General features: G+C 69.0%; 20 protein-coding genes. 8 read left to right on the top strand and 12 right to left on the bottom strand.

The features are described from left to right. Positions 1 to 5: 5 nt before the first annotated feature. Entirely contained in the window at positions 6 to 815 is an 810-nt protein-coding gene (locus HDC31_RS06615; RefSeq protein WP_061017853.1) for an RDD family protein, read from the top strand. 44 nt (positions 816 to 859) lie between these two features. Here the strand turns inward: HDC31_RS06615 and HDC31_RS06610 are convergent, their stop codons facing one another. The 4 genes from HDC31_RS06610 to HDC31_RS06595 form a co-directional block, all read right to left on the bottom strand. Then, positions 860 to 2,074, bottom strand: coding sequence for an ABC transporter permease (locus tag HDC31_RS06610; protein ID WP_046749498.1), 1,215 nt, complete (start codon positions 2,072 to 2,074; stop codon positions 860 to 862). After that, positions 2,071 to 2,844, bottom strand: coding sequence for an ABC transporter ATP-binding protein (locus HDC31_RS06605; protein ID WP_197077719.1), 774 nt, complete (start codon positions 2,842 to 2,844; stop codon positions 2,071 to 2,073). The genes HDC31_RS06610 and HDC31_RS06605 overlap by 4 nt, the downstream gene beginning before the upstream one ends. After that, a complete protein-coding gene (locus tag HDC31_RS06600) occupies positions 2,820 to 3,746 on the bottom strand; it encodes an efflux RND transporter periplasmic adaptor subunit (RefSeq protein WP_061017858.1) in 927 nt (308 codons plus the stop codon). Before HDC31_RS06600 ends, HDC31_RS06605 begins: the two co-directional genes overlap by 25 nt. Before the next feature lie 100 nt (positions 3,747 to 3,846). Further along, positions 3,847 to 4,053 carry a DUF3499 family protein gene (locus HDC31_RS06595; RefSeq protein ID WP_021199833.1) on the bottom strand — a complete coding sequence of 69 codons (207 nt, stop codon included), beginning with the start codon at positions 4,051 to 4,053 and terminating at the stop codon, positions 3,847 to 3,849. 77 nt (positions 4,054 to 4,130) lie between these two features. Between HDC31_RS06595 and HDC31_RS06590 the strand changes: the two genes are divergently transcribed. Next, entirely contained in the window at positions 4,131 to 4,559 is a 429-nt protein-coding gene (locus tag HDC31_RS06590; RefSeq protein WP_227750927.1) for a hypothetical protein, read from the top strand. Positions 4,560 to 4,619: 60 nt separating this feature from the next. On the opposite strand, the gene HDC31_RS06585 is transcribed toward HDC31_RS06590, so the two are convergent. From HDC31_RS06585 to manA, 4 genes are all read right to left on the bottom strand, one after another. After that, a complete protein-coding gene (locus HDC31_RS06585) occupies positions 4,620 to 6,005 on the bottom strand; it encodes a DUF5719 family protein (RefSeq protein WP_061017860.1) in 1,386 nt (461 codons plus the stop codon). Continuing rightward, positions 6,002 to 9,016, bottom strand: coding sequence for a glycosyltransferase (locus HDC31_RS06580; RefSeq protein WP_179515928.1), 3,015 nt, complete (start codon positions 9,014 to 9,016; stop codon positions 6,002 to 6,004). Before HDC31_RS06580 ends, HDC31_RS06585 begins: the two co-directional genes overlap by 4 nt. Positions 9,017 to 9,122: 106 nt before the next feature. Continuing rightward, the gene (locus HDC31_RS06575) at positions 9,123 to 9,443 is read right to left on the bottom strand and encodes a WhiB family transcriptional regulator (RefSeq protein ID WP_082682698.1); all 321 of its coding nucleotides are present in this window, start codon (positions 9,441 to 9,443) and stop codon (positions 9,123 to 9,125) included. Between the two features lie 162 nt (positions 9,444 to 9,605). Then, on the bottom strand, positions 9,606 to 10,736 hold the full coding sequence (gene manA / locus HDC31_RS06570) for a mannose-6-phosphate isomerase, class I (protein ID WP_113680186.1): 1,131 nt from the start codon (positions 10,734 to 10,736) through the stop codon (positions 9,606 to 9,608). A 69-nt stretch (positions 10,737 to 10,805) separates the two neighbouring features. On the opposite strand from manA, the gene HDC31_RS06565 reads away from it, so the two are divergent. Then, positions 10,806 to 12,221, top strand: coding sequence for an O-antigen ligase (locus HDC31_RS06565; RefSeq protein WP_179515927.1), 1,416 nt, complete (start codon positions 10,806 to 10,808; stop codon positions 12,219 to 12,221). Continuing rightward, positions 12,218 to 13,516, top strand: coding sequence for an O-antigen ligase (locus tag HDC31_RS06560; RefSeq protein WP_061015095.1), 1,299 nt, complete (start codon positions 12,218 to 12,220; stop codon positions 13,514 to 13,516). Before HDC31_RS06565 ends, HDC31_RS06560 begins: the two co-directional genes overlap by 4 nt. Before the next feature lie 13 nt (positions 13,517 to 13,529). On the opposite strand, the gene galE is transcribed toward HDC31_RS06560, so the two are convergent. Further along, positions 13,530 to 14,519: a UDP-glucose 4-epimerase GalE gene (galE, locus tag HDC31_RS06555; RefSeq protein WP_058632628.1), complete on the bottom strand. Its 990-nt coding sequence runs from the start codon at positions 14,517 to 14,519 to the stop codon at positions 13,530 to 13,532. A 151-nt stretch (positions 14,520 to 14,670) separates the two neighbouring features. Between galE and HDC31_RS06550 the strand changes: the two genes are divergently transcribed. From HDC31_RS06550 to HDC31_RS06540, 3 genes are read left to right on the top strand one after another with little or no spacing between them, the layout of a single operon-like run. Further along, positions 14,671 to 16,569 (top strand): glycosyltransferase, encoded by a 1,899-nt coding sequence (locus HDC31_RS06550; RefSeq protein WP_113680188.1) that lies wholly within the window; start codon positions 14,671 to 14,673, stop codon positions 16,567 to 16,569. After that, positions 16,566 to 17,528 carry a glycosyltransferase family 2 protein gene (locus HDC31_RS06545; RefSeq protein ID WP_058632626.1) on the top strand — a complete coding sequence of 321 codons (963 nt, stop codon included), beginning with the start codon at positions 16,566 to 16,568 and terminating at the stop codon, positions 17,526 to 17,528. Before HDC31_RS06550 ends, HDC31_RS06545 begins: the two co-directional genes overlap by 4 nt. A 4-nt stretch (positions 17,529 to 17,532) precedes the next feature. After that, the gene (locus HDC31_RS06540) at positions 17,533 to 18,123 is read left to right on the top strand and encodes a hypothetical protein (protein ID WP_113680189.1); all 591 of its coding nucleotides are present in this window, start codon (positions 17,533 to 17,535) and stop codon (positions 18,121 to 18,123) included. An 18-nt stretch (positions 18,124 to 18,141) separates the two neighbouring features. Here the strand turns inward: HDC31_RS06540 and HDC31_RS06535 are convergent, their stop codons facing one another. Both HDC31_RS06535 and HDC31_RS06530 read right to left on the bottom strand, forming a co-directional pair. Continuing rightward, positions 18,142 to 18,507, bottom strand: coding sequence for a hypothetical protein (locus HDC31_RS06535; RefSeq protein ID WP_058632624.1), 366 nt, complete (start codon positions 18,505 to 18,507; stop codon positions 18,142 to 18,144). A gap of 46 nt (positions 18,508 to 18,553) precedes the next feature. Beyond that, positions 18,554 to 19,252, bottom strand: a complete 699-nt coding sequence (locus tag HDC31_RS06530; protein ID WP_218867328.1) for a glycosyltransferase family 29 protein — start codon at positions 19,250 to 19,252, stop codon at positions 18,554 to 18,556. 130 nt (positions 19,253 to 19,382) lie between these two features. Between HDC31_RS06530 and pseI the strand changes: the two genes are divergently transcribed. Continuing rightward, positions 19,383 to 20,444 carry a pseudaminic acid synthase gene (gene pseI, locus HDC31_RS06525; protein ID WP_061015098.1) on the top strand — a complete coding sequence of 354 codons (1,062 nt, stop codon included), beginning with the start codon at positions 19,383 to 19,385 and terminating at the stop codon, positions 20,442 to 20,444. Here the strand turns inward: pseI and HDC31_RS06520 are convergent, their stop codons facing one another. Continuing rightward, positions 20,445 to 21,938, bottom strand: coding sequence for a bifunctional UDP-2,4-diacetamido-2,4,6-trideoxy-beta-L-altropyranose hydrolase/GNAT family N-acetyltransferase (locus HDC31_RS06520; protein ID WP_082738352.1), 1,494 nt, complete (start codon positions 21,936 to 21,938; stop codon positions 20,445 to 20,447). It abuts the gene before it with no gap. Between the last annotated feature and the right edge of the window lie 58 nt (positions 21,939 to 21,996).

The following is a 21,996-nucleotide window of genomic DNA, read 5'->3' as shown; positions in this document are numbered from 1 at the left end:
TACTCATGTCCACCCCGATCGATGCTGCAGACGAGGTGCTCTCCGGCGAGGCCGTGGCGATCGACGTGCAGCCCATCGGCTTCCTGCTCCGAGCGCTCGGCGCCGCGATCGACATGCTCCTCGGATACGCCGTGTTCCTCCTGTGGATCTTCCTACGCATCTGGCTGCTCGACGCCGGCGTGCTCGACGAGACGACGGATCGGATCGCCGTGGTCTCGGCCTTCGTGGTGAGCTTCGTGGTGCTGCCGATCACGATGGAGGTCGCCCTGAAGGGACGCAGCCTCGGCAAGCTCGCGGTCGGCGGGCGCATCGTGCGCGTGGACGGAGGCGCCGCGGGGTTCCGACACGCCTTCATCCGCGCCCTCCTCGGCGTGCTGGAGATCTACATGACCTTCGGCGGTGTGGCGGTGCTCACCGGCGCGTTCAACGCGCGGTCGCAGCGCCTGGGCGACCTGGTCGCCGGCACCTACAGTCAGCGCGTACGCACCCCCGCTCTCGTCGCGCACGTACCCGTGCTTCCTCCGTCGTTGGGCGGCTGGGCCCAGATCGCCGACGTCGCTCGGCTCCCCGACCGGCTCGCGCGGCGCATCTCCCAGTTCCTGCAGAGCGCCCCCCGCATGATTCCTGCGGCACGGGCACGTGTCGCGCTCGATCTGCTGACCGAGGCGACCCCCTTCGTCTCGCCGCTGCCTCCGGCTCCGCCGGAGCAGGCGCTGATCGGGATCACCGCGCTGCGCCGGGAACGCGAACGCCGGGCACTGGAGAACTCCGACCGTCGCGCCGAACGGCTCACCGGACGGCGCGTCGGCGTCTGAACGGCGTCGGTCACCGCGGCGTCCTCCGCACCTTCACGCGTGCGTCAGAAGCGGATCGCGTCGATCACCTTGACACGGAGAGCGACCAGCGCGGGGATGAACCCGGACACCGCACCGACGATGACCGACGCGAGGAGGCCGATGAGCGCCGCGCGCATCGGGAAGGGCGGGATGTCCTGGATCCCGTAGAACATCGACGTGATGATCCACTCCGAGCGCAGCACCGCGACGACGATCGCGATCCCGATCACTCCCGCGACCGTGGTGGCCACGAGGCTCTCCAGGAACACCGCGAAGAAGACCCGCCCCGAGCTCGCACCGAAAGCGCGCCTGACCCCGATCTCCCGAACGCGTTGACGCATCGCCACGAGCTGGATGTTGATCAGGCTGAGCGCCCCGAGGGCGAGGATCAGGGCCGCGATACCACCGGTGACCATCTCGAACGTCGCCTGCGCATCCAGAGCCCCCGGCTGCGCAGCCCAGTCGGACCTGCTCACGGACACCGTCTGACCTTCGGGCAGCCCCGCCCTGAGGTCCATCGCGAGCACCGGCGCGATCCGATCCACCTGGCCGGTCCCCATCCAGATCTCGTACTGCGTCCACGCATCGGTCGGGAGCGCATCCACGCGGGCACGGTAGGAGTCGTACAGCACATCGACGCGCATCTCCTCGTCGCCCATCCCCTGGCGCGGAGTGATGCCGATCACCTGGTACGTCCCGCCGGCCGGGCCGCCGAGCGTCACGGTCGGGTGCTGCGACAACGGCACACGCCCCAGCCGGTCCCACAGGGGCTCCGTGATGACGACGGGCGGGGCCATCGCCTCGCTGTCGGAATCGAGGAACCACCGCCCTTCCAGGAGGCGCTCGCGATGGATCTGCGAGAACGCGGGATCCATGACGCGGGCCGGAACCTGCACGATCCCGTCGGGGAGCTGGACGTCGAGCATCACGCCCTGGGAGATGCGCGCCGTGTGGCTGAACCCGAAGCGCTCGGACACGCGGTCGAAGCGGGCATCGAACTCGTCGGCGTCGACGGGCGTGCCGTCGTCGCTGTTGACCGCGACGACGACGGTGGCCGCTCGTCCGCCCCACCGGTCGGACTGCTCGGCTTGGAACTGTCGCTGGTACTCGGAGATCGCGACGACCGCGGTGAGCGCGCCCACGGACACGGCGATCCCGATGAGGCTGAGCAGCACGCGCAGTTTGTGCACACGGATCTCGGCCCAGGCGTCGGAGAGGGCGCCGAGGAAACCGGTCATGCGACCACCTCCGGTGCGGCGGAGGGCACGGGGGCGGCGAGGGTCGACGCCTCGAAGGCGCGGCTGAGGTCGGCGATCTCCAGGCGTCCGGCGTCGAGTCGGTAGTGGCGACGCGCCCGCGCAGCGACATGGAGATCGTGCGTGATGGTGACCAGTGCCGCGTCGGTCTCTGTCGCCACTTCGTCGAGCAGCGACATGACCGATGCCCCGGTGTCGATATCGAGGGCTCCGGTCGGCTCGTCCGCGAGGATCAGGACCGGTCTGCGGACGAGAGCCCGCGCGATGGCGACACGCTGCTGCTCACCGCCGGAGAGCTTGTCGGCGATCTGGTCGACGCGATGCCCCAGCCCGACGCGCTCGAGCATGTCGGCCGCGATCTGGCGACGGTTCCAGAACATCCGCCCCTTCGCGTGGCCGAGCGGCATCATCACGTTGTCGATCGCCGTACGCCCCGGCAGAAGGTTGAACTGCTGGAACACGAAGCCGACGTTGTCGCCGCGAAGGCGGTCGAGGCGACCGGAGCGCATCCGGCGCACCTCCCGACCTTCGAACGCGACGGAGCCGGAGGTGGGCGCATCCAACATCCCCAGGATGTTGAGCAGCGTCGATTTCCCCGACCCCGAGCGGCCCACGATGGAGACGTGGTCCCCCGCTCCGACCTCGAGGGTGACGCCCCGAAGGATCTCCAGGCGCGAGTCGTCGGCGAGCAGGACGCTCTTGGAGACGTCGTCGAGCGCGACCAGGCTCACCAGCTGGTCCCGGTGTCGCACTGCTCCACTCCCGGGGAGACCTCGTAGCAGAACTCCTCGACCGGCGCGACGAAGCCGGGCACGAACTGACGGATGCTGTCGCCCTCCGCCAGACCCTCCGTCACCTCGACCATGACGCCGTCGTTGACGCCGAGAGTCACCGCCCGCTCCTCGGGGTCGGAGCCGTCACCGGCGTCGACCCAGACCTTCCCCGACCCCGCACCGCCCTGGACGGCGGTGACCGGGATCACCAGCGCGTCATCCACCTGGCCGAGAGCGAGGTCGATCTTCGCGGGGAGACCTGCGAAGACCGTCTGGTCGACCGGGATCGCGCAGCGCACATTCGCGGTGCCCTCCGCCGTCACCTGGACTCCCACACCGGTGCACGCGAACGGGGCAGGGCCGCCCGTGATGGTGACCGTGGCCTCGGTGGGAGCATTGACGAGCCGGTACAGCTGCACGGGGTCGACGGTGGCGAGCAGGTGGTAGCGCGCTGGCGTGAGCTTGTACGTCTCGGTGCCGACCGTGGTGGCCTGGCCCTTGACGACGGCGAACTCCGACACGTCGCCGGCTTCGGGCGCGAGAACGTCGATGTCCTTGCGCGGCTCCTCCTGACGCACGGTGTACAGCTTCTGCCCCGCGGTCACGGTCGCCCCCTCCCCCACGTGCACGGCGAGGACGGTGCCGTTGAGCTCACCCCGGACGGCGAAGTCGTCGTCGCGCGCCACGTTCCCGCTCAGGCTCAGCGCGTTCACGACCGAACCGCGCTCGACAGCCACGACGGGATCCGTGATCCCGGCCTCCGGACTGACGACGCTCTCCGCGCGGTCGGGGAAGAACGCGATCTTGACGAGAGCCGCGGCGCACGCGCCGAAGACCACGACGAGAAGCAGGGGGAAGATCCAGCGACGCCAGACGATCACGAGTGCCTTTCCGGCCGCGCCGCCCTGGCACGCCTGCGGTCAGCGTATCCAGACTTCGGAATTCAGCGCTCGGCTGTGACCGCGTGTCGATCCACCGGTGTCAGGCGCGCAGTGCTTCGTGACGGACGACGAGCCACCCGGCGGGCACCGAGAGCCGGTCGGCGTGGGGCGAGCACAGATCATGCGCCTGAGGATCGTTCGCAGCGCCGAGCGGGCCGAGGGCCGCCATCTGATCGCCGTAGTCGTAGGTGAGGGTGGCCACGGCCTCTCGCGCGCAGCCGACCTTCGAGCACAGTCGTCCGTCCATCTCCGCCAGCGTACGGCGCACTCCGACGCGGCGACGGATGCCGCGCCGGGCGAGCCGCCACCGCCTAGACTTTCGTCATGCCTCGTCGACGCGCCACCCCCGCCACCGCCGCTCCTCGGCGCGGTGCGCGGCATGGGCGACATGGTCGCCTGGGCCGCAGCGAGGTCGTGCGTCCGCCGTTGGCTCCTCTCGACGGACGCATCGACCGGTTCGACCTCACGGTCGGCACGGCCGTCGAGTTCCTCCGCGGTACCTGGCCCGAACTGCAGGACGTCCGGTTCGAGATCGGCGCGATCCCGGGGTTCGACGCGACCGACGAAGTGCCCCGGTGGTATCTCGACCGCGAGAACCGGCGCATCGTGCTGTTCCGACTCCCCATCGAACGGCTCCTGCCCCCTGGGCACGACGATGCCGCGCACCGGCGCATGGCCATCGAGAGCGCGGTCTTCCGGGCAGCGGCCGAGTACGTCGGCCGCGAGCCGTGGGACCTCGGCCACGACCACTGACACCACGACTGACGCCACGACAGTCGTTGCCGGCATGTCGGCCCGAACGCGGTGCGCCGCTCAGGGATAGACCGTGATCGGCTTTTCTCCGCCGGCGCTCGTCTGGATGGGCATCACCGCGATGGCGCCGGGAGCCGTGAGCGCCACCGCAGCGTGCACGGGCGCCGTCGTCTGCATCCGATAGGTCGTACGCCCCGCGACGGCGACCCCGGCGGTCTCGCCTGCCGGGACGACGATCTCCTGCGCTTGCCCCCCGTCCACGGGTTCGAGTGTGACGGTGGCGTCAGCGTCGGATGTGTTGGCGAGCTGCAGTCTGGCCGCCGGACCGGACGGCACGGCGAACACCACATCGACATCGACCTCAGGAGCCGGCATCACCCAGGCGAAGTCCGAGTCGAGCCCGAATCCGTCCTGCTGTCGGACGGCGGCGATGAGCGGCACGTCCGCTTCCACCTCGACCGTGTACCGACCCGGCTCGAGACCGGACAGGGACACCTGGGACGGGAGATCGGCTTCGAGCGGGACGGTGAACTCATCGGCCAGACCCGCCTCCCCCTCGGCGTGGACCTTGACCTGGACGCGAGCGCCGACGCCCGGCGACAGAACGCGAAGAACAGTCATCTCGGAGTCGTCGCCGCTGGCCGGGAACGCCTCCACCCCGGTGAACACGAGCCTCTGCTGCGCCCCGGGGACCGAGTCCTGCAGGTCGATGCCCGCGGGATCGAGAACCCGCACCAGCGATGACTGGAGGGCTGCGCGCACCGGGGCTCCCACCGCGCTCACCTTCACCACGGGCACGTCGTTGCCGGTGGTGAATGAGGTGAGGGGAAGGGCCGTCTGCGAGCGCGCGGGGACGATCACCGTCCGCGTGCTCCGCGCGGGTCCGTACACCGACAGCGTGACCGTGGACGGGACATCGGCCGCATTCGTCAGCGTCACGATGTCCTCCGTCCCGGTGTCGATGCTTCCTCCGACGAGCCACGACTCCAATCGCGGCTGACCACACGGCAGGGCGGCGTATCCCGCGAGGTCGTCGGCCGCGATCGTGATCGACTCCGCTCCGGCGATCAGCGGTGCCGTGCGCCCGTCGACCCGCCCTGTGAGCCGTTCCGGTCCCTCGGCCTCCGGCAGATCCGTCACCGCGAGCCGATCCGCTTCCGGAGCTCCCGCGGTACCTCCTGTCGTCAGGGACGGGGAGGCTGCGGGGAGCATGTCCAGCGGGGCCGCGGCGTCGCGCCCGAGTGCACGGAGGTCACCGTTGCAGACGAGGATGCTGTCACCGGGGACCGGTGTGACCTCGACCTGTGCCGGATCGTGCGCGACGACAGGCCACGGGGCGTGCACCGCCGTCGCGACACCGATCACGCACGCGGCGATGACCGCCACGCCCGTGATGACCCTGGCACCGGTCGCGGCGACTCGGAATGCGCGGTTGCCACTGCTCATCGGTCCTCCTCGGTAGAGGTCGGGCGTCGTTCACCGCGGTCCGTCGACGCTTCTGTGCCAGACGAAGACGGCTCGTCGCTGGTCGGCTGGGCGATCGGCGCGAGGGCATCCTCGTTCAGTGCGGGCTCGTCCTGCGGGTCCTCGATCGTCCCCACCGGAGCTTCGTCGATGAGGTCAGCGTCCTCCCTGTGCCTCGGCAGGACGATCGGCTCGTCCGGCACACGACCGACGATCCGGGAGCGGGAGCGTGCGGCGCGGCGCGATGCCCTCGTCGGGATCGACAGCAGGAGGGCGGCGAACACCGCCAGCAGCTGCAGGGTGATCACGAGTCGTGCCGTGCCCTGCTGGGCGGAGGTGAGGGAGGGCTGCTCGGCAGGTTCGGCCTCCAGCCGCCAGAGCACTCCACGGTCGGTGGTCCCCGCGTGCACCAGGCCGGCACGCTGGTCGATCGCTGCGACGGCCTCGGTGCGCAGAGCCCTCGCTTTGTCGCCCTCTCCCTGGACCTGGGCGACGAGCACGTAGCTGATCCCCGTCTCCGCGAGGGCACCCGGCGCGTCGAAGTCGCGCGCGGAGAGGAGGTCCACGGCCAGCGTCGAGATGTCGGCGCCCTGTGGCTCGACGGCGGTGGAGGTCAAGGTCGACTGCGAACCGAGGGTCTCGCTCGCGCCCCACGTCACCTCAGCGGCGAGGCCGCCGTCGTTCTGGGGGGTCAGCACGAGAGTGGCGATCGAGCGATCACCGGCCGCCTGTGCTGCCACGTATGCCGGCAGCGTCGAATCCGGCCCGTTGGTCAGGACCGAACGGTCGGTGTGCTGCGCACTGAGCGCGGGCACCGCGCATGCTGCCAGTGCCGCCGCTGCGACCACCGCGGCGGAGACCCGCAGCCGCGGCATGGTGAGAGCGGTGTCCAAGGTGACGACCGCGGCACCGACCACGCCGATCCAGGCCAGGCTGAGCCCTGCCCCTGGCCAGATCGCGACCGGAGTTCCCTGCGCGAAGCTCACGGTGACGCCGACAGCGAGGAAGGCCGTCGCGAGCCCGGATGCAGCGACGACGAGCAGGGTGATCCCCGCACGCCAGCGCGGCGCGACCGCTGCTCCGAGCGCGAGCACGGCGATGGGGGCGCAGAGCAACGGAGCCCATACGGCGATCGACGGCGGGACGATCTCCATCCATCCGGCCAGCGTCGGCGTCGGGAAGCCGCCGGCGAGCGCGAGACGCCCTGCGGCGTCGGCGGCGACCTGCGGGCCCGCCCAGATGAATCCGGGATCGGCCAGCAGTGCCAACGGCGTGCCGTGTGCGAGCTGCCAGAACACGAGCGGCGCGAAGAGGACGATCGTGGGCACCGGCAGCCACAGCAACCGGCCCGCGCCGCGGAACTGCGCGGTTCCCAGCACGATGCCGAGTGCGACGACCCACAGCAGTGCGAGGGCGGGGGCGAGCGAGGGAGCGCAGGCGACGACCGCGGCGAGGAGCAGCGAGGCGCTTCCCGCGGCGCCCCAGGAGCGATGCGCGACCACCGCGCTGTGGAAGAGCCACGGGAGCAGGAGGTGTACCAGGACCGCAGTCGGGCGCCCGTCGACGAGCGCGGTGAGGAAGGTCGGGGCGAGAGCCCACGCGACTCCCGCGAAGATGCGCAGGCCCTCACGGTCGGTCACCCGCGTCGCGGCGAACCAGCCGCCGAGCACGGCGAGCGGGAGCGCGAGGATCCACAGCAGAACCACCGAGAACGAGGGGCCGGCCGGCCAGAGCGAGCCCAGCACCGCCACGACCGACGCGAAGGGGTCGGCAGGGCCGACCAGGTCGAGGGCGACGTCCCGCATCCCCCACGCGGCGTCGCTCCACAGCGCACCCACGGTCTGTCGGAGGGGCAGCAGTGCCCCTCCCCCCAGCGTCGGCCATGCCAGCAGGCTCGTGAAGGAGGCGATGCTGACCACCAGCGCTGCGAGCACGGCCCAGGCGCCGCCCCCCGAGAAGAAGCGCAGTTCGCTGACCGCACCGCCCTCGCTCCCGTGGCCGTCGTCCAGCCGTCGCCGCAACTCCGAAGACGTCACTCGCAGCGGCGCGATGCTGGCCCAGCTGGAGGTGCGGAACGCACGAATCGCTGCGCGCGAGCGCACGACGGCGCCGAACCGAGACATCGCCGTGAGCGCGGCACCCCATTCGGGAAGCACGGCTTCCGGGCGCTTCGCGACGAGATCGGTGATCGAGCGCCACAGCGCGAGGGGCAGCAGGCTGAGCCAGTGCAGAGGTACGGCTGCGGCAGGCGCATAAGCCAGGCGCCGATGGAGCTGGGCCAGCCGGGTGACGAAGGCGCGCCGGAAACGGCCGGACGGCAGCGCGGCAGGACCATCGGGGGATACGGAGACGCGCGCGCCTGGAGCGAGCACGACGCGCCCTCCGCCCAAGCGCGCGCGGACTCCGAGGTCGAGGCCCTCGTCTGCGCCGGCGAGCGCGGGATCCGGCCGCAGGGCATCGCGGACCTCGCCACGGATGAGGAGACCTCGCACGTCCGCACCGAGTGCGTCGTCCGAGCGGTCGTGCTGTCCCTGGTCGAGTTCACCGGCCGCGAGTTCGACCGAGCGTCCGAGAGCGGTCATGCTGACGCCGAGCGATACGATCTCGCGGTCGTTGTCCGAGGCCACGAGCTTGGGAGCGATGATCGCGGCGGAGGGCGAGCGCTCCAGCATCCCGCTCAGGCGCTCGAGTGCCCGCGGGTGCGGCGTGGTGTCCTGAGCGAGCAGCCAGATCGCCGAGCCTTCCGCGACTCGGGGCCTCGCGAGCTCGACGGACTCGGCGAAGGAGGTGGTGGCGCGCGCCTCGATGATCCCCTCGACGGTGCTCGCGACGGCCTCGCTCTCGCGCACTGACGATGCGTCGCCGCACACGACGAGCGTTACAGCGGCGGCGGGAGTGGTCTGAGCGCGGAGGGCGTCGAGAGTGCGGAGCAGTTGCGCTCGGGAGGACGATCCAGTGCGCGCGACGATGATGGCGTGAACTCGGGCTGGCATGACGTCGTCAGCCTATGCGCGCGACCCCCGACGTCTGCGTACTGGACGCGGCGCGCCCGCGAAGCCATGCATCCCTGCGGTTCTCGCTCCGGGAGCGATGGACCACTCAGCTGGCGCGGCGCTTGAGCTTGCGACGCTCGCGCTCGGAGAGCCCGCCCCAGATGCCGAATCGCTCGTCGTTGTTGAGAGCGTATTCGAGGCATTCGCCACGGACGTCGCACGAGGTGCAGATCCGCTTGGCGTCCCTGGTCGAGCCGCCCTTCTCAGGGAAGAACGCCTCGGGGTCCGTCTGCGAGCAGAGCGCGTCGCTCTGCCAGGCGAGGGCATTGTCGTCCTCTGCAGTGTCCGCGCGTCGAACCCCGGGAACACCGAGGTTGATCGGATCGACGAACCAGTTCTCCGGTACGTCTGAACGGTATCCCGTCATCTCGATCTCCAACCCTGTCTCCGCCCCCCGGCGGGCCGTGCGCATGACTAATTACACCCGTGTCATTCGCTCCGGTCAAGTCGCGGATCGTAAACCCTCAAGGAGCTCTTTAAGGTTCTTGACCTGTCACCGGCGTGTCGGATCGCGTCCGATGAGCCCGTGTCAGCGTCCGGGTCCGGCAACGAACGCCTCACCAGCACCCGAGAGGGTGATCCCCTCCTCGGCGGAGTCCGCGAAGGCGACGGTCCCGACCGCGAGTGTGAGCGCCTCGCCCTGTGAAGAGGTCACCGTCACCTCACCGGCCGTCGCGAGGACCATCGTGGGCCCGGAGAGCCCGATCGTGAGCGGGTCGCCGTCGACGACGACCCGTTCGAGGGCGAAGTCGGGCACCGGAACGGGATACGGCGTGACGGGACCCTCAGCCCGCGCCCGCAGCACCGGCACTTCTCCGGGGGAGGTGTCGAGGATCGCGAGAAGCTCGGGGACGTCGATGCGCTTGGGAGTGAGTCCGCCGCGGAGCACGTTGTCGCTCGCCGCCATGATCTCCACGCCGAGACCGGAGAGGTAGGCATGGAGGAGGCCGGCACGGAGGAAGATCCCCTCGCCCCGCTCGAGGACGACGTGGTTCATGAGCAGCGCCACCACGACGCCGGGGTCGCCAGGGTACGTCTGCGCCACGCTCGCTATCGCCTGCAGAGTCGTGCTCCACTCCCCTGCGTCTTCGCGGGTGGAGGCAGCGACGACCGCGGCGATGATGTCGTCGACCTCAGCGCGTGCACCGCCTCCGAGCAGCCAGGCGATCACGTCGCGCAGGACGTCGCCTTCCGCGCTCAGGCGCGTCCGGAGCTCCTGGACGCCGTGGCTGTCCTCGAGAGCGCCGAGCAACGCGAGCGTCCGGGGAACGGGACGCAGTCCGCTCAGGGACTCGAAGCGCTCGCTGAGTGCGACGAGGAGTTCCGGCTTGTGGTTGGCGTCGCGATAGTTGCGCCGAGGGTCGTCCGCGGCGAGACCGCTCTCGCGCTCCCATCCTGCCTTGGCCTGATCGATCGTCGGGTGCACCTGGATCGAGAGCGGGCTCCCCGCGGCGAGCAGCTTGAGCAGGTACGGGAGCGTGCCCCCGGTGATCTGGTCGAGTGTGCCGCCGCCCGCGACGTCGGCGGGGTCGCCGGGATGGTCCCCGAACCACACCTCGGCCTCCGGCGCACCGGTGGGCGTACGCCCCTCGAGTCCGGCGAGAAGCGAGTCCGATCCCCAGGCGTAGTCACGGGGCGTGTTCGAGAGGCGCAGCAGCATGCACCCCAGCGTAGAGCGGTGCTGCGGCGTTCAGCGACGCCCGGAGCACGGCGCGGTAGCCTGAACGCGATGGCCCAGCACACGAAGCATCCGGTGTCTGCCCCGCCCACCGCGCCGGAGCGCGAGTCGACGGGGCATCTGCTGCTGCGCGGGTATGCGATCCTCGTGCTCTTCGTGACCTTCGCCCACTCCGCGGTCTACAACCTGCTCGGGCGGGACGGGGCCGCCGTGACGCTCGCCGTCTTCACGCTCACGACCCTCGGCATCGGCATTCCGATGCTCGCCCGCAATCGCCCCCAGCCGTTCCGCTGGCGGCGCCTGCCCTGGACAGCCCTCGGCTACACCGCCTTCGCGCTCGTCTCCGTCGCCTGGTCGCAGTGGCGCGGTCCCACAGTCGTCACCTGGATCCTTCTCGCCGCCGTCACGGTGAACGCGCTCTTCCTGGCCCACGTGCTCACCTGGCACGAGATCGTCCGTGCCCTCTCGTCGGCATTCAAATGGATCCTCGGCCTCTCGCTGGCGATCGAGCTCTGGGTCTCGCTGGTGCTGCACGGGCCGCTGCTGCCCAACTTCCTCACCCTCCCTGACGGCAAGATCGATCCGCAGTGGTACTGGGTCCGCGACAACCTGTTCGACGGCGGCAGGATCCAGGGCATCGTCGGGAACGCGAATCTGCTCGCGATCATCTCGCTCTTCGCGATCATCACCTTCGGAGTGCTGTTCGCAGCCAAGGCGCGCTGGCGCACCACGTTGGCCCTGTGGATGCTTCTCGCCACGTACTTCCTGTTCCGGACCGCATCGGCGACAGCCCTCGTGTGCGCGGCGGCGGTCGCCGTCGTGCTCGCTGTCGCGCTGCTGATGCGGCGGGCCCGCACTCCGGGAGCGCGCACCCGCATCTACGTGGTCTCGATCGGCGGCGCGGCGGTCGCCGCGCTGGGGATCTGGCTGGTGCGCGAGCCACTGCTGGGGCTTCTCGGTCGCAGCAGCGACCTCACCGGACGATCCGAGAAGATCTGGACCAAGGTGCTGGAGCGGGCGGCCGAGCACCCGATCGTCGGCAACGGGTTCTCGAGCCCGTGGATCCCCGATGATCCCGCCTTCGACCGGTGGATCACCGATCACGGGATCACCGTGTTCCACGCGCACAACATGTGGCTCGACGTCCTGCTCCAGCTCGGTGTGGTGGGAGTGGTGCTGATGGCGGTCGCCTACGGCACGCTGCTGTGGCGCTCCTGGTTCTTCGCGGTCGATCGTCCCCGCTGGGACCTCGATGATGCACGTCCGTTCTCGCCGTTGACCCTGCTGCCCAGTCTGTTCACGGTGGTCCTGCTCGTGCAGGGCTTGACCGAGTCGATGCCCATCATGCTGTGGGGCTGGATGCTGCTCGTGCTGCTGTCGTTCAAGCTCAAGTCGGTGCCCCTGGTCGGCGTCGGCGAGCGCGACCTACTGTTCGAACGCGGCACTCGGCAGCGGCGGGTGCCGTGACGCCGGCACGCCCGATCGTGCGGCTGCTCGGCTCCGTGGAGCTGGCACGCGCCTTCACGCTCGCAGCGCTGGCTGCCGTGTTCGGTTCCTATGCCATCCAGCAGATGACGTCGGCGACAACGCTGGCGACGATCATCGCCGCGCTCTGCCTGCTGGGCGCGGCCATCCTCTGGATACGTCGCGACGAGCTGTCGCTGCTGCGCATCGCGCCGTCGTCATTGCTCGCCTTCCTCGCCTGGGCGCTGGTGAGCGTCTTCTGGACCACAGACAAGTCCGACACGATCTTCGGGTGGATGTCGCTCTTCGGCTTCGCGTTCCTCGCCATCACGATCGGCCACGTCCGCGACACGCTCCAGACGGTGCGCGCGATCGGCGACACGCTCCGGGTGCTCCTGGCCGCGTCCCTCGCAGTGGAGATCCTGTCCGGCGTGCTGCTCGATCTGCCTTTCACCTTCCTCGGGATCCAGGGGAATCTCGCCGTCGGCGGCCCGATCCAGGGCCTCTTCGGCAGCCGCAACATGCTCGGATTCATCGCGGTGATCGCGCTGATCACCTTCGTGATCGAGTGGCGCACGCAGTCCGTGAAAGCCCCGCTCGCCGTGGCGTCGATCGCTCTCGCGAGCTTCCTGGCGGTGCTGTCCTCCTCCCCGACGGTCCTCGTGCTCGCCGGTGCCGTCGGCGTCGTCACGATCGCCCTCACGATCGTCCGCCACACCCCGGCCGACCGGCGCACGATCGTGCAGTGGACGCTCGGCGTCGTCGTCACCCTCGCCCTTGCGGCGGCGTTCGCGCTGCGCCATCAGATCATCGCCGTGCTCGATGCGGGCTCCGACTTCTCGATCCGCGGCTCGCTCTGGAACACGATCCTCGATTTCGTGGCCGTGAAACCGGTCCAGGGATGGGGATGGTTCGGCGACTGGGCACGGGGCGAGTACCCGTTCACCTATATCAACTTCCAACTCGACGACCGCCATCAGAGCGCGCTGAACGCCTTCTTCGACGTGCTGCTCCAGCTCGGCGCCGCGGGGCTGGTGCTCTTCCTCCTGCTGGGTGGCGTCGCTCTCATCCGCTCCTGGCTCGTAGCGAGCACGCGCCGCTCCGTCGTGTACGCCTGGACGCCGATCATGCTGGTGACGCTGGCGGTCGACTCCATGTTCGAGAGCTTCACGCTCGTCGGCGCCGGATGGTTCATGCTCGTGCTGTGCGCCCTGCGTGCAGGCCAGTCGCGTTCCTGGCGCGAGAACATCGATGCAGCACACACGGGAGCCATACCGACGCTCCGCCCTCAGGAGTAGCCGAGGGGCGCCGTCAGCGGATGGAGGGCAGCTTCTCCGCCCAGGTGATAGCGTCGCGGACCCCGTCGTCCACCGAGCGCTCGGCACGCCAGTCCAGCACCTCAGCCGCACGATCGACGATCGCGAACGCGCCGGCCTGATCGCCGGGACGCCGCGCGGTCTCGACGACGGCGAGAGCCTCACCCGTGACCCGCTCGAAGGCCGCCACCAGCTCGCGGACGGTCACGCCCTCCCCGGTGCCGATGTTGATCACCCGATAGGGGTCGTCCGCCGTCGCGACCTCGTCGAATCGCTCGACGGCCGCCACGTGCGCGAGCGCGAGGTCCCAGACGTGGATGTAGTCCCGCAGCCCGGATCCGTCCCTGGTCGGCCAGTCGGTTCCGGTGATCGAGAAGGCCTCGGCTGCGGCATGGGACTGCATGATCTTCCCGAGCGCATGCGAAGGCAGAGGGTTCTGCAGCCCGGTGCGCATCTGCGGATCGGCGCCGATGGGGTTGAAGTAGCGGAGGGCGATCGCACGGAAGTCGCCGTTGGAGGCCGCATCTTCGAGGATCTGCTCGACCATCGCCTTCGTCGTGGCATAGGGACTCGAGGGAGCCAGCGGAGCGTCTTCATCGACCCCCGCACCGCTCTCCCCCTCGTAGACGGCAGCGGAAGAGCTGAACACGATGCGTGGGATCCCCGCGTCACGCAGATGCTGGAGCAGCACGATCGTCTTTCCCACGTTGGTCTCGTAGTAGCCGAGGGGATCCGTGACCGACTCGGGCACGACGATACGTGCAGCACAGTGGATGACCGCATCGATGTCGGGGTGATCGGCGAGCAGACGTTCCAGGACCACCTGGTCGGCGATGTCGCCCTCGTAGAACGCGCGACCCTCGCAGAAGGCTCGGAGCCCCTTGGAGAGGTCGTCGAGGATGACCACGTCGATGCCCGCCTCGATGCACGCGGTGGCGACCGTGGATCCGATGTATCCGGCGCCGCCGGTGATCAGTACCTTCATCGCAGCCAGTCTAACCGTCGCCCCTTCGCCACCGAGGTGAGCCTCTCCGCTGATCCGAAGGGAGCGGACGGTAGGCTACTCTCTGCTCGTCGAGTCCGGCCGCTGTCCCCACGACAACCGCCTGTGACACCAACATCGGAGAAACCAACCCGTGGCATACGTCCTGCAGAACGTCGTCTTCCCCGGTGGCGACGACCCCGATGTGTTCCCCCTCTACGTGGACGCCGAGCATCGACCTGACACCGAGGACGAACGCGCGGCGCGTGCGGCGATCACACCGGTCGAGGGCATCCTCGACCGCTCCAGTGCGCGGGTCCCGGCGAAGAGCACGTGGTCTTTCAGCACCTATTTCAACGCCTTCCCCGCCGCATACTGGCGCCACTGGACGGGCGTGCGGGACGTGCGTCTCACCGTGCGCTCCACCGGATCGGGCACCGTGCTGCTGCATCGTTCGGATGCGCAGGGCGAGTCCCGCCGGATCGAGGCGCGCTCCGTCGTCGGAGACGCCACGACGACCTTCGATCTCGATCTCGGCCCCCACGACGACGGCGGCTGGATCTGGTTCGATGTCGTCGCGGATGAGGAGCCCGTCGTCCTGAACGGTGCGCGCTGGGAGACGGAGCACGAGCCGGTCCGAACCGGGAAGGCCTCACTCGGCATCACGACGTTCGACAAGCCGGATTACTGCATCGAAACGCTGCGGACGCTGGCATCGTCCCCCGATGTGCTGTCGCTGGTCGACCGTATCTTCCTCGTCGACCAAGGCACCCGCTTGGTCGCCGAGCAGGATGGATACGAAGCCGTCTCCGCCCTCCTCGGCGACACGCTTCGCGTGATCCGGCAGGACAACCTCGGCGGATCCGGTGGATTCGCTCGGGCCATGCAGGAATCGCTCCTGCGTCCGGAGAGCGAGTTCGTGCAGCTGCTCGACGATGATGTGCGACTCGAGCCTGAGGCCCTCCGTCGCTCGATCGTGTTCGCCCGCTACACGAGCGAGTCCACCATCGTCGGTGGCCACATGTTCGACCTGATGGCACGCTGCACACTGCACGGCTGGGCTGAGGTCGTCGACGAGCCGGCCTTCGCCTGGGGCGACACCAATCCGGAGCGGATGCCCCACGACTTCGCGACGGCGAGCCTGCGGGATTCCCCCTTCCTGCACGCACGCATGGAGGCCGATTACAACGGGTGGTGGATGTGCCTCATCCCGCTCGAGGTGATCCGCGAAGTCGGACTCGCCCTACCGGCGTTCATCAAGTGGGACGATGCCGAGTTCTGTCTGCGCGCGGGCGAGGCCGGTTTCCGCACCGTATCCCTTCCCGGCGTCGCCCTGTGGCACGTGTCATGGGTGCACAAGGACGACATGATCGACTGGCAGGCGTACTTCCATGCCCGAAATCGGATCGTCGCCGCGCTCCTGCACTCGAATGCCCCCCGCAGCGGACGGCTCCTGGTGCACAGCCGTCGCGTCGACCTCAAACACCTCATGATGATGCAGTACTACCCCGTGGCCCTTCGCGCGAAGGCACTGCGGGACGTCCTGGCCGGGCCGCGTCATCTGCGGGAGAGCCTCGCGACAGCGATGCCCGCAGCCCGGGCGATCGCGTCCGATTTCCCGGAGACGGTCGTGCACCACGACACGTCGAACCTCGGGCGCCCGCGGACGGGACGACGCCGGTACCTGCAGGAACCGATGAGTCCGGAGGGGATGAAGCTGCGGTGGCTGACCCTCTCCACGCTGGTCTCGAACTGGTTTCACCGTCCCGCTCCGGAGAACGTCGCGGCGCCCGAGACGGAGTTCCGGAAGAAGGACGCCGTCTGGTGGCGGCTGGGCAGCGTCGACAGTGCGCTCGTCGAGACCGCGGATTCCGCCGGAAAGCTCCACTATGTCCGTGACAGGCGCACCCACCGCCGGATGCTCCGCGACTCCCTCCGACTGCACGCCGAGCTGCGCCGCCGTTGGCCCGAACTGCAGAAGCACTATCGTGACGCGCTCCCCGAGCTCGTCTCCTCCACGTCCTGGCAGCAGATCCTCAAGGAGAAGGCATGACCGCGGCACCCGCTGCATTCGACCCGACCACGGCGACGATCGTCATCGTCACCTACAACCGCTCGCACCTTCTCACCGGACTGCTCACGAGCATCACCGCGATGGACCCGAAGCCTGGTCGTATCGTGATCATCGACAACGCGTCGGTGGACGACACCACGGACGTGGTCGAGTCGTTCCGCGACAGCATCGGTACCGAGATCGTGTACCGCCGTCTCGACACCAACACGGGCGGATCAGGCGGCTTCAGCGAGGGGATGCGCACCGCATACGACCTCGGCGCCGAATGGATCTGGATGATGGACGACGACGTCGAGGTCCTTCCGGACGGCCTGGCCAGGATGGGCTTCTGGACTCCGCGTTTCAAGAGCATCCAGGGGCGCCGGTACGACTACGACGGCAGCGAGTTCTACTGGCAGTACCGCATCGCCGAGCGCATGGGCATCCCGATCCCGTTCGCGCCGTCCGGTTTCGACACTTCCGGCTACAAGGAGATGAACAGCGGCTGCTTCGAGGGCATGTTCATCCACCGTTCCGTCGTCGCGCAGATCGGCCTGCCAGACCCTCGTTTCTTCATCTACTGGGACGACCAGATGTACGGGTGGCTCGCGTCCCGCAAGACGACCGCGGTGATCGTGGACGAGTTCGTGCTGCGCCGCACCCGCGAGATCAAGCAATGGGACATGGGCATCCGGCACATGAACGCGTCGAGCAACGCCTACCGCTTCTACATCATGCGCAATCGCGCCTACATCAAGAATTACTACCGCGTGCACGGCGTCTACAACCCGGTGCTGTTCGGGCTGGGGACGGCGATGACCTTCGCGAAGGAGCTCATCCGACTGGTGTTCGTGGAGAGGACGGTCCGGGGCACCAGCAACCTGTTCCGAGGCCTGAGAGAAGGCGGCAGACTCGCCCGTGATCGGTCCTGGCAGCCGATGGCTCCGCTGGAAGGATGAGGGCATGACCGACGAACCGCAGCCCGAGCTCCGTTGGGCCCCCATCGAACCCAAGCCGCGCAACCGCGGACGAGTCTGGTTGATCGTCGGACTCTCCGTCCTCGCCCTGCTCGTCGTGGCCGCGCTGCTGTTCTTCCTCCTCCCCAGGGGCGGGTCACCGGCGCCGGGCGCTTCGGCGTCTCCGACGGCGACGACGACCCCGACGCCGACGCAGACGCCCTCCGCGGTTTCATCCGCATCCCCCGACCCTACGGCTCCGGTCGACACTCCCCCACCCGTGGAGGACCCGTCCCTTCCCGCGTTCCGCGACCGCGTCGGCGTCTGGCTGGAATCGGCGCTGGTCGGGCTGGACATCGTGTCCGAAGGCGATGGAGACGTCAATTCCGTCCTGGATACGATGCAGGGAGACGCACAGCGCCTGTCGGAGGCGCTGCCGCCTTCGTCGATCGCCGAGGACTGGAACACGACGACGAGCGAGTACTCGAGCCGACTGAGCGCGCTGCGCTCCGCCGTGTCCTCCGGATCGAACGTCGGTCGGGCCGTCGACGCCGCACGCGTCAGCGTCGACCAGCTGCGCAGCCTCGCCGGCCTCTAGCGCCCGAGTCGCCCGCGGCTATCGAGCGGGCGACTCGAGACGACGGAGACGCTCCTCATAGTGCGAAGCGAGCTCGAGCCGGATACGGGCACGCTCGTGTTCGGCTCTCGCCCGTACGAGGTCGCTCTCCGGATCCTCGTTCGTGAGGTCGAGCTGATGACGCAGCCACTCGAAGCGCTGCTCCAACGCAGCGACCTGCGGGGCGATGCGATCGAACTCGGAGCGGATGTAGGAGAAGTCCGCTTGGTTGCCGGCCAAGCGAGCCTCGTAGTCGGCGCGGGCGCCCTCGAGGTTCGCGAAGGCCTCTTCGAGGCGTGCGTCCACTCTGGCATCAACGCGGCGCACGACGGCAGCGTCGATCCGTCGACGGATTCGGTTCAGCATTCAGTCCTCAATCATTCGGGTGATTGGTGATGGTCGGGTCTGGAGATCAGCGGTGATAGGAGATACGCCCGGAGTCGATCCACTCGCGCAAGAGCATGGATTCGAGGTCGATGCGGTGTTCGGCGCCGACAGCTGACGGTTCTCCGTAAGCGTGGTTCCAGGCGGTCTGATCCGGCGCATCCACGAAGGAGAAACCGGTGACGTCCATCTCGACATCAGGGAACAGCCTGGTCGCGATCCAGAGCATCACCGTGCCCGTGGTCGCCCATTGGCCACCCTCGTGCGGGTCCACTCCCATCGCCTCGCCGAGCGGAAGGATCACCTCACGGTTCGGCATGGTGACGATACCCAGGTCCGGCGGCCAGAAGTCGGGGGTCTTCGGGTTCTCCCACAGCAGACGCCCCGGTTCGATCATGAGGTAGAGACGGTCGGTGTAGTCCGAGAAGAACCACGGGGTCGGTCGCACCCCACGGTTGAAGACCACGACGTCGACGCGCCTCCCGACGGTGGCAGGCCCGTCGATGTCATCCATGCGGAAGCCGTTGACGCGGATGACGAGGTCTGCGGAGTCGATCCGCTCCGCACGTTCCGGAGACTCGTCCAGAGGCTGATTCCCCACCACTGCGACCCGGCGGATCCCCTCGGGGCGGCCGAACGACTCCACCAGCGGTCGAAGCCGGTCGTAGAAGGCTTCCTCGCCAGTCGTCGCACGCTCGTCCCCGACGAGCTCCGTCACACGCCCCATAGACCCACAGCTTAGGGCAATATTCCGGCTCATCCGGAATTGCGGTCCTGGGGTCCGCGGGGCCGGAGCGCACCTCCCCGAGCAAGGCAGGTCGCGTCTTCGAGGAACTCCCCCGTCTAGAGTTGTCGGCGTGACTTCTGCGCAGACCATCGATCTCTCCTCGGCGAAGATCGGCACCGGTTCCCCCGTGTTCACGATCGCCGAGATGTCGGGCAACCACAACGGAGATCTCGAACGAGCGCTCGCGATCGTGGATGCCGTGGCATCGACCGGGGCGAATGCCCTCAAGATCCAGACCTACACCGCCGACACGCTCACGATCGACTCCGACCGTCCCGAGTTCCGCGTGAAGGGCGACCACGATCTCTGGGGTGGACGCAATCTGTACTCGTTGTACCAGGAGGCGCACACGCCCTGGGAGTGGCACGCGCCCATCTTCGAGCGCGCCGCCGCACACGGCCTGATCCCCTTCTCCACGCCGTTCGATCCGACTTCCGTCGAGTTCCTCGAGGGTCTCGGCGTCGAGCTCTACAAGACGGCGTCCGCGGAGATCGTCGACCTTCCGCTCCTCCGCGAGGTCGCTCGCACGGGCAAGCCCATGATCGTTTCGACGGGGATGGCCACGCTCTCCGAGATCGACGCCGCGGTGACAGCCATCCGCGACTCCGGCAACACGCAGCTGGTGCTGCTCGCCTGCACCGCGGCGTACCCGGCCATCCCCGAAGAAGCGCGGCTGGGCAACATCCGGACGCTGCGCGAGGCCTTCGACGTGCCCATCGGACTCTCCGACCACACCCTCGGCATCGGGGTCGCTGTGGCGGCGGCCGCTCTCGGGGCCGTGGTGATCGAGAAGCACGTGACCCTCGACCGGGGCGACGGAGGCGTGGACGCCGACTTCTCCCTGAGCCCTGCCGAGTTCGCCTCCCTGGTCAGCGCGTCGGAGCAGGCACGGATCGCCGCAGGAAGCGGAACCGCCTTCGGTCCCACACCGCAGGAGCAGACCGTCCTCGCACTCCGCCGGTCCCTGTACGTGACGGCGGATGTCCGCGCCGGCGACGTCGTCAGCGCGGCGAACGTCCGCTCGATCCGCCCCGCCGGCGGTCTGGCACCGGAAGCCTACGGACTGGTCGAAGGGCGTCGATTCACTCGTGATGCGGACCGGGGCACCCCTTTGTCCTGGGATCTGCTCTAGTCAGCCAGCCGGCGAGAGACGCCACTTCGCGAACGTGGCGAAGCCGCCGGCGTCGGCGGGAAGGTGCGGCAGGTATCCTGCCCGCTGGAACAGCTTCGAAGAGGCCGTGTTCGTGGTGTGGACGGTCGCGAGGAGGCGACTCGGCGCATCCACGATCAGGGCTTGTTCCGAGGCGGCGAGCACAGCACCGGCGAGACCACGTCCGCGCTGTTCCGGGGCCATCGTGATCGACGCCTCCCAGTCCGTCGGGGAACGCCGGTCCCACCGCGTCGAGGCCACCGGTCGTCCTTCCGACTCGATGACCAGGAGCCGGCGGTCCGGATCGGCGAGGGTGCGGTCGAGCCACGAGACGTGCGAATCCCATTCGAGAGCTTCGCTCGACCGGGAGTGCGCTCGAGTGGCTTCGTCGTTGCGCCAGTCGTAGAGCACCCTGGCGTCGTCCCGCGTCGCCGGGCGCACGCTGATCGGAGGCGAGGGACGGGGCTCGTCGGGCCCTGCATCGACGAGTTGCTCCCAGGATGCGACGATCCGCCATGTCCCGAGCCCGTCGACCGTGTCCCGAAGCGCGGCTGACTGCGCCGCCAGCGCGTCGCCGTCATGCAGAAGAGCACCCAGCTCGACGACCCGTGCCTCCAGATCGGCATGGGGCGGAACACCGAGCCCCACCGCGAGCCCCCGCCTCACGACGTTCGCGTAGCCAGGACGCTGATTGTCGACAGCGCACAGGACGGCCATCGGAACGCCCATGCACGCGAAGTCCCACACGGACGTCCCGGCCGCTGTCACCGCGAGATCATGCTCGCGCGCCAGGGCAGGCAGATCATCGACGAATCCGCGCACCTGCATGTCATGGACAGATGCGGTGGCAGCCTCCCGCACCTCCTCCCGGCCGCGCGGATCGACCACCGTGACGCGAAGCGGCGCGGGCACACCGTCGAGCGCCCGCACGACGCGGGCCGTGAGTCCCCGGGGGTCGGAGCCGCCCATGACGACGAGCACGCGGGGCACTGCGCCTGGCAGGTGCGATGCGGCGCGCTGACGGAGCACCTGCTCGCGTACCACCGCGACATCGAGACCGGCCAAAGGGTGGCGGGTGAGGTCAGGACGGGCGAACGTCGCCTCTGCTCCGAGGTTCGCGTCGATCGAGAGATCGGCCGCCCTCACGCCGTAGGGGCCGTCCTGCATGTTGCTCACCAGAGCCCCGAAGCCGCGAACGTCGGGCACGTCCGTGTACGCGTCGAGGTGCAGGACGTCCGCCTCTCCTGCCGCTGCGACCAGCGCTTCGGGAGACTCTGCCGCGCGGATGGACCGGACGGGCAGGTCGGGCTCGATGCGGTGCGCGGCGGCCGACCCGGCCTCGTCGATGTCGCCGATGAGCGACACCGACCATCCGCGTTTCCTGGCGACGGCGGCGATCGCGAGCGTGCGCATGAGGTGCCCCATGCCGTACTCGACCCCGGCATTGCAATGGAGGAGGGCCCCTCGTCGACTCATCGTTCGCCCTTCATCACCGTCCGCGGGCACGCCCGTACCCACCCGATAGGATAGGCCG

Source organism: Microbacterium sp. JAI119, assembly GCF_013410135.1.
In the GTDB taxonomy this organism is placed as follows: Bacteria; Actinomycetota; Actinomycetes; order Actinomycetales; family Microbacteriaceae; genus Microbacterium; species Microbacterium oxydans.
Note: the sequence above shows the minus strand (reverse complement) of the source record. Positions and strands in the feature narration are given on the sequence as shown.

What these genes read in the sequence shown, in the direction of transcription:
- HDC31_RS06520 (WP_082738352.1), bottom strand. Translation starts at nt 21,938, where the DNA reads ATGAGTCGACGAGGGGCCCTCCTCCATTGCAATGCCGGGGTCGAGTAC.
- HDC31_RS06580 (WP_179515928.1), bottom strand. Translation starts at nt 9,016, where the DNA reads ATGCCAGCCCGAGTTCACGCCATCATCGTCGCGCGCACTGGATCGTCC.
- manA (WP_113680186.1), bottom strand. Translation starts at nt 10,736, where the DNA reads ATGCTGCTGCGCCTCTCGAACACGCCCCGTGACTACGCCTGGGGATCG.
- HDC31_RS06610 (WP_046749498.1), bottom strand. Translation starts at nt 2,074, where the DNA reads ATGACCGGTTTCCTCGGCGCCCTCTCCGACGCCTGGGCCGAGATCCGT.
- HDC31_RS06615 (WP_061017853.1), top strand. Translation starts at nt 6, where the DNA reads ATGTCCACCCCGATCGATGCTGCAGACGAGGTGCTCTCCGGCGAGGCC.
- HDC31_RS06565 (WP_179515927.1), top strand. Translation starts at nt 10,806, where the DNA reads ATGGCCCAGCACACGAAGCATCCGGTGTCTGCCCCGCCCACCGCGCCG.
- HDC31_RS06595 (WP_021199833.1), bottom strand. Translation starts at nt 4,053, where the DNA reads ATGGACGGACGACTGTGCTCGAAGGTCGGCTGCGCGCGAGAGGCCGTG.
- HDC31_RS06575 (WP_082682698.1), bottom strand. Translation starts at nt 9,443, where the DNA reads ATGACGGGATACCGTTCAGACGTACCGGAGAACTGGTTCGTCGATCCG.
- HDC31_RS06540 (WP_113680189.1), top strand. Translation starts at nt 17,533, where the DNA reads ATGACCGACGAACCGCAGCCCGAGCTCCGTTGGGCCCCCATCGAACCC.
- HDC31_RS06590 (WP_227750927.1), top strand. Translation starts at nt 4,131, where the DNA reads ATGCCTCGTCGACGCGCCACCCCCGCCACCGCCGCTCCTCGGCGCGGT.
- HDC31_RS06535 (WP_058632624.1), bottom strand. Translation starts at nt 18,507, where the DNA reads ATGCTGAACCGAATCCGTCGACGGATCGACGCTGCCGTCGTGCGCCGC.
- HDC31_RS06545 (WP_058632626.1), top strand. Translation starts at nt 16,566, where the DNA reads ATGACCGCGGCACCCGCTGCATTCGACCCGACCACGGCGACGATCGTC.
- HDC31_RS06530 (WP_218867328.1), bottom strand. Translation starts at nt 19,252, where the DNA reads ATGGGGCGTGTGACGGAGCTCGTCGGGGACGAGCGTGCGACGACTGGC.
- HDC31_RS06585 (WP_061017860.1), bottom strand. Translation starts at nt 6,005, where the DNA reads ATGAGCAGTGGCAACCGCGCATTCCGAGTCGCCGCGACCGGTGCCAGG.
- galE (WP_058632628.1), bottom strand. Translation starts at nt 14,519, where the DNA reads ATGAAGGTACTGATCACCGGCGGCGCCGGATACATCGGATCCACGGTC.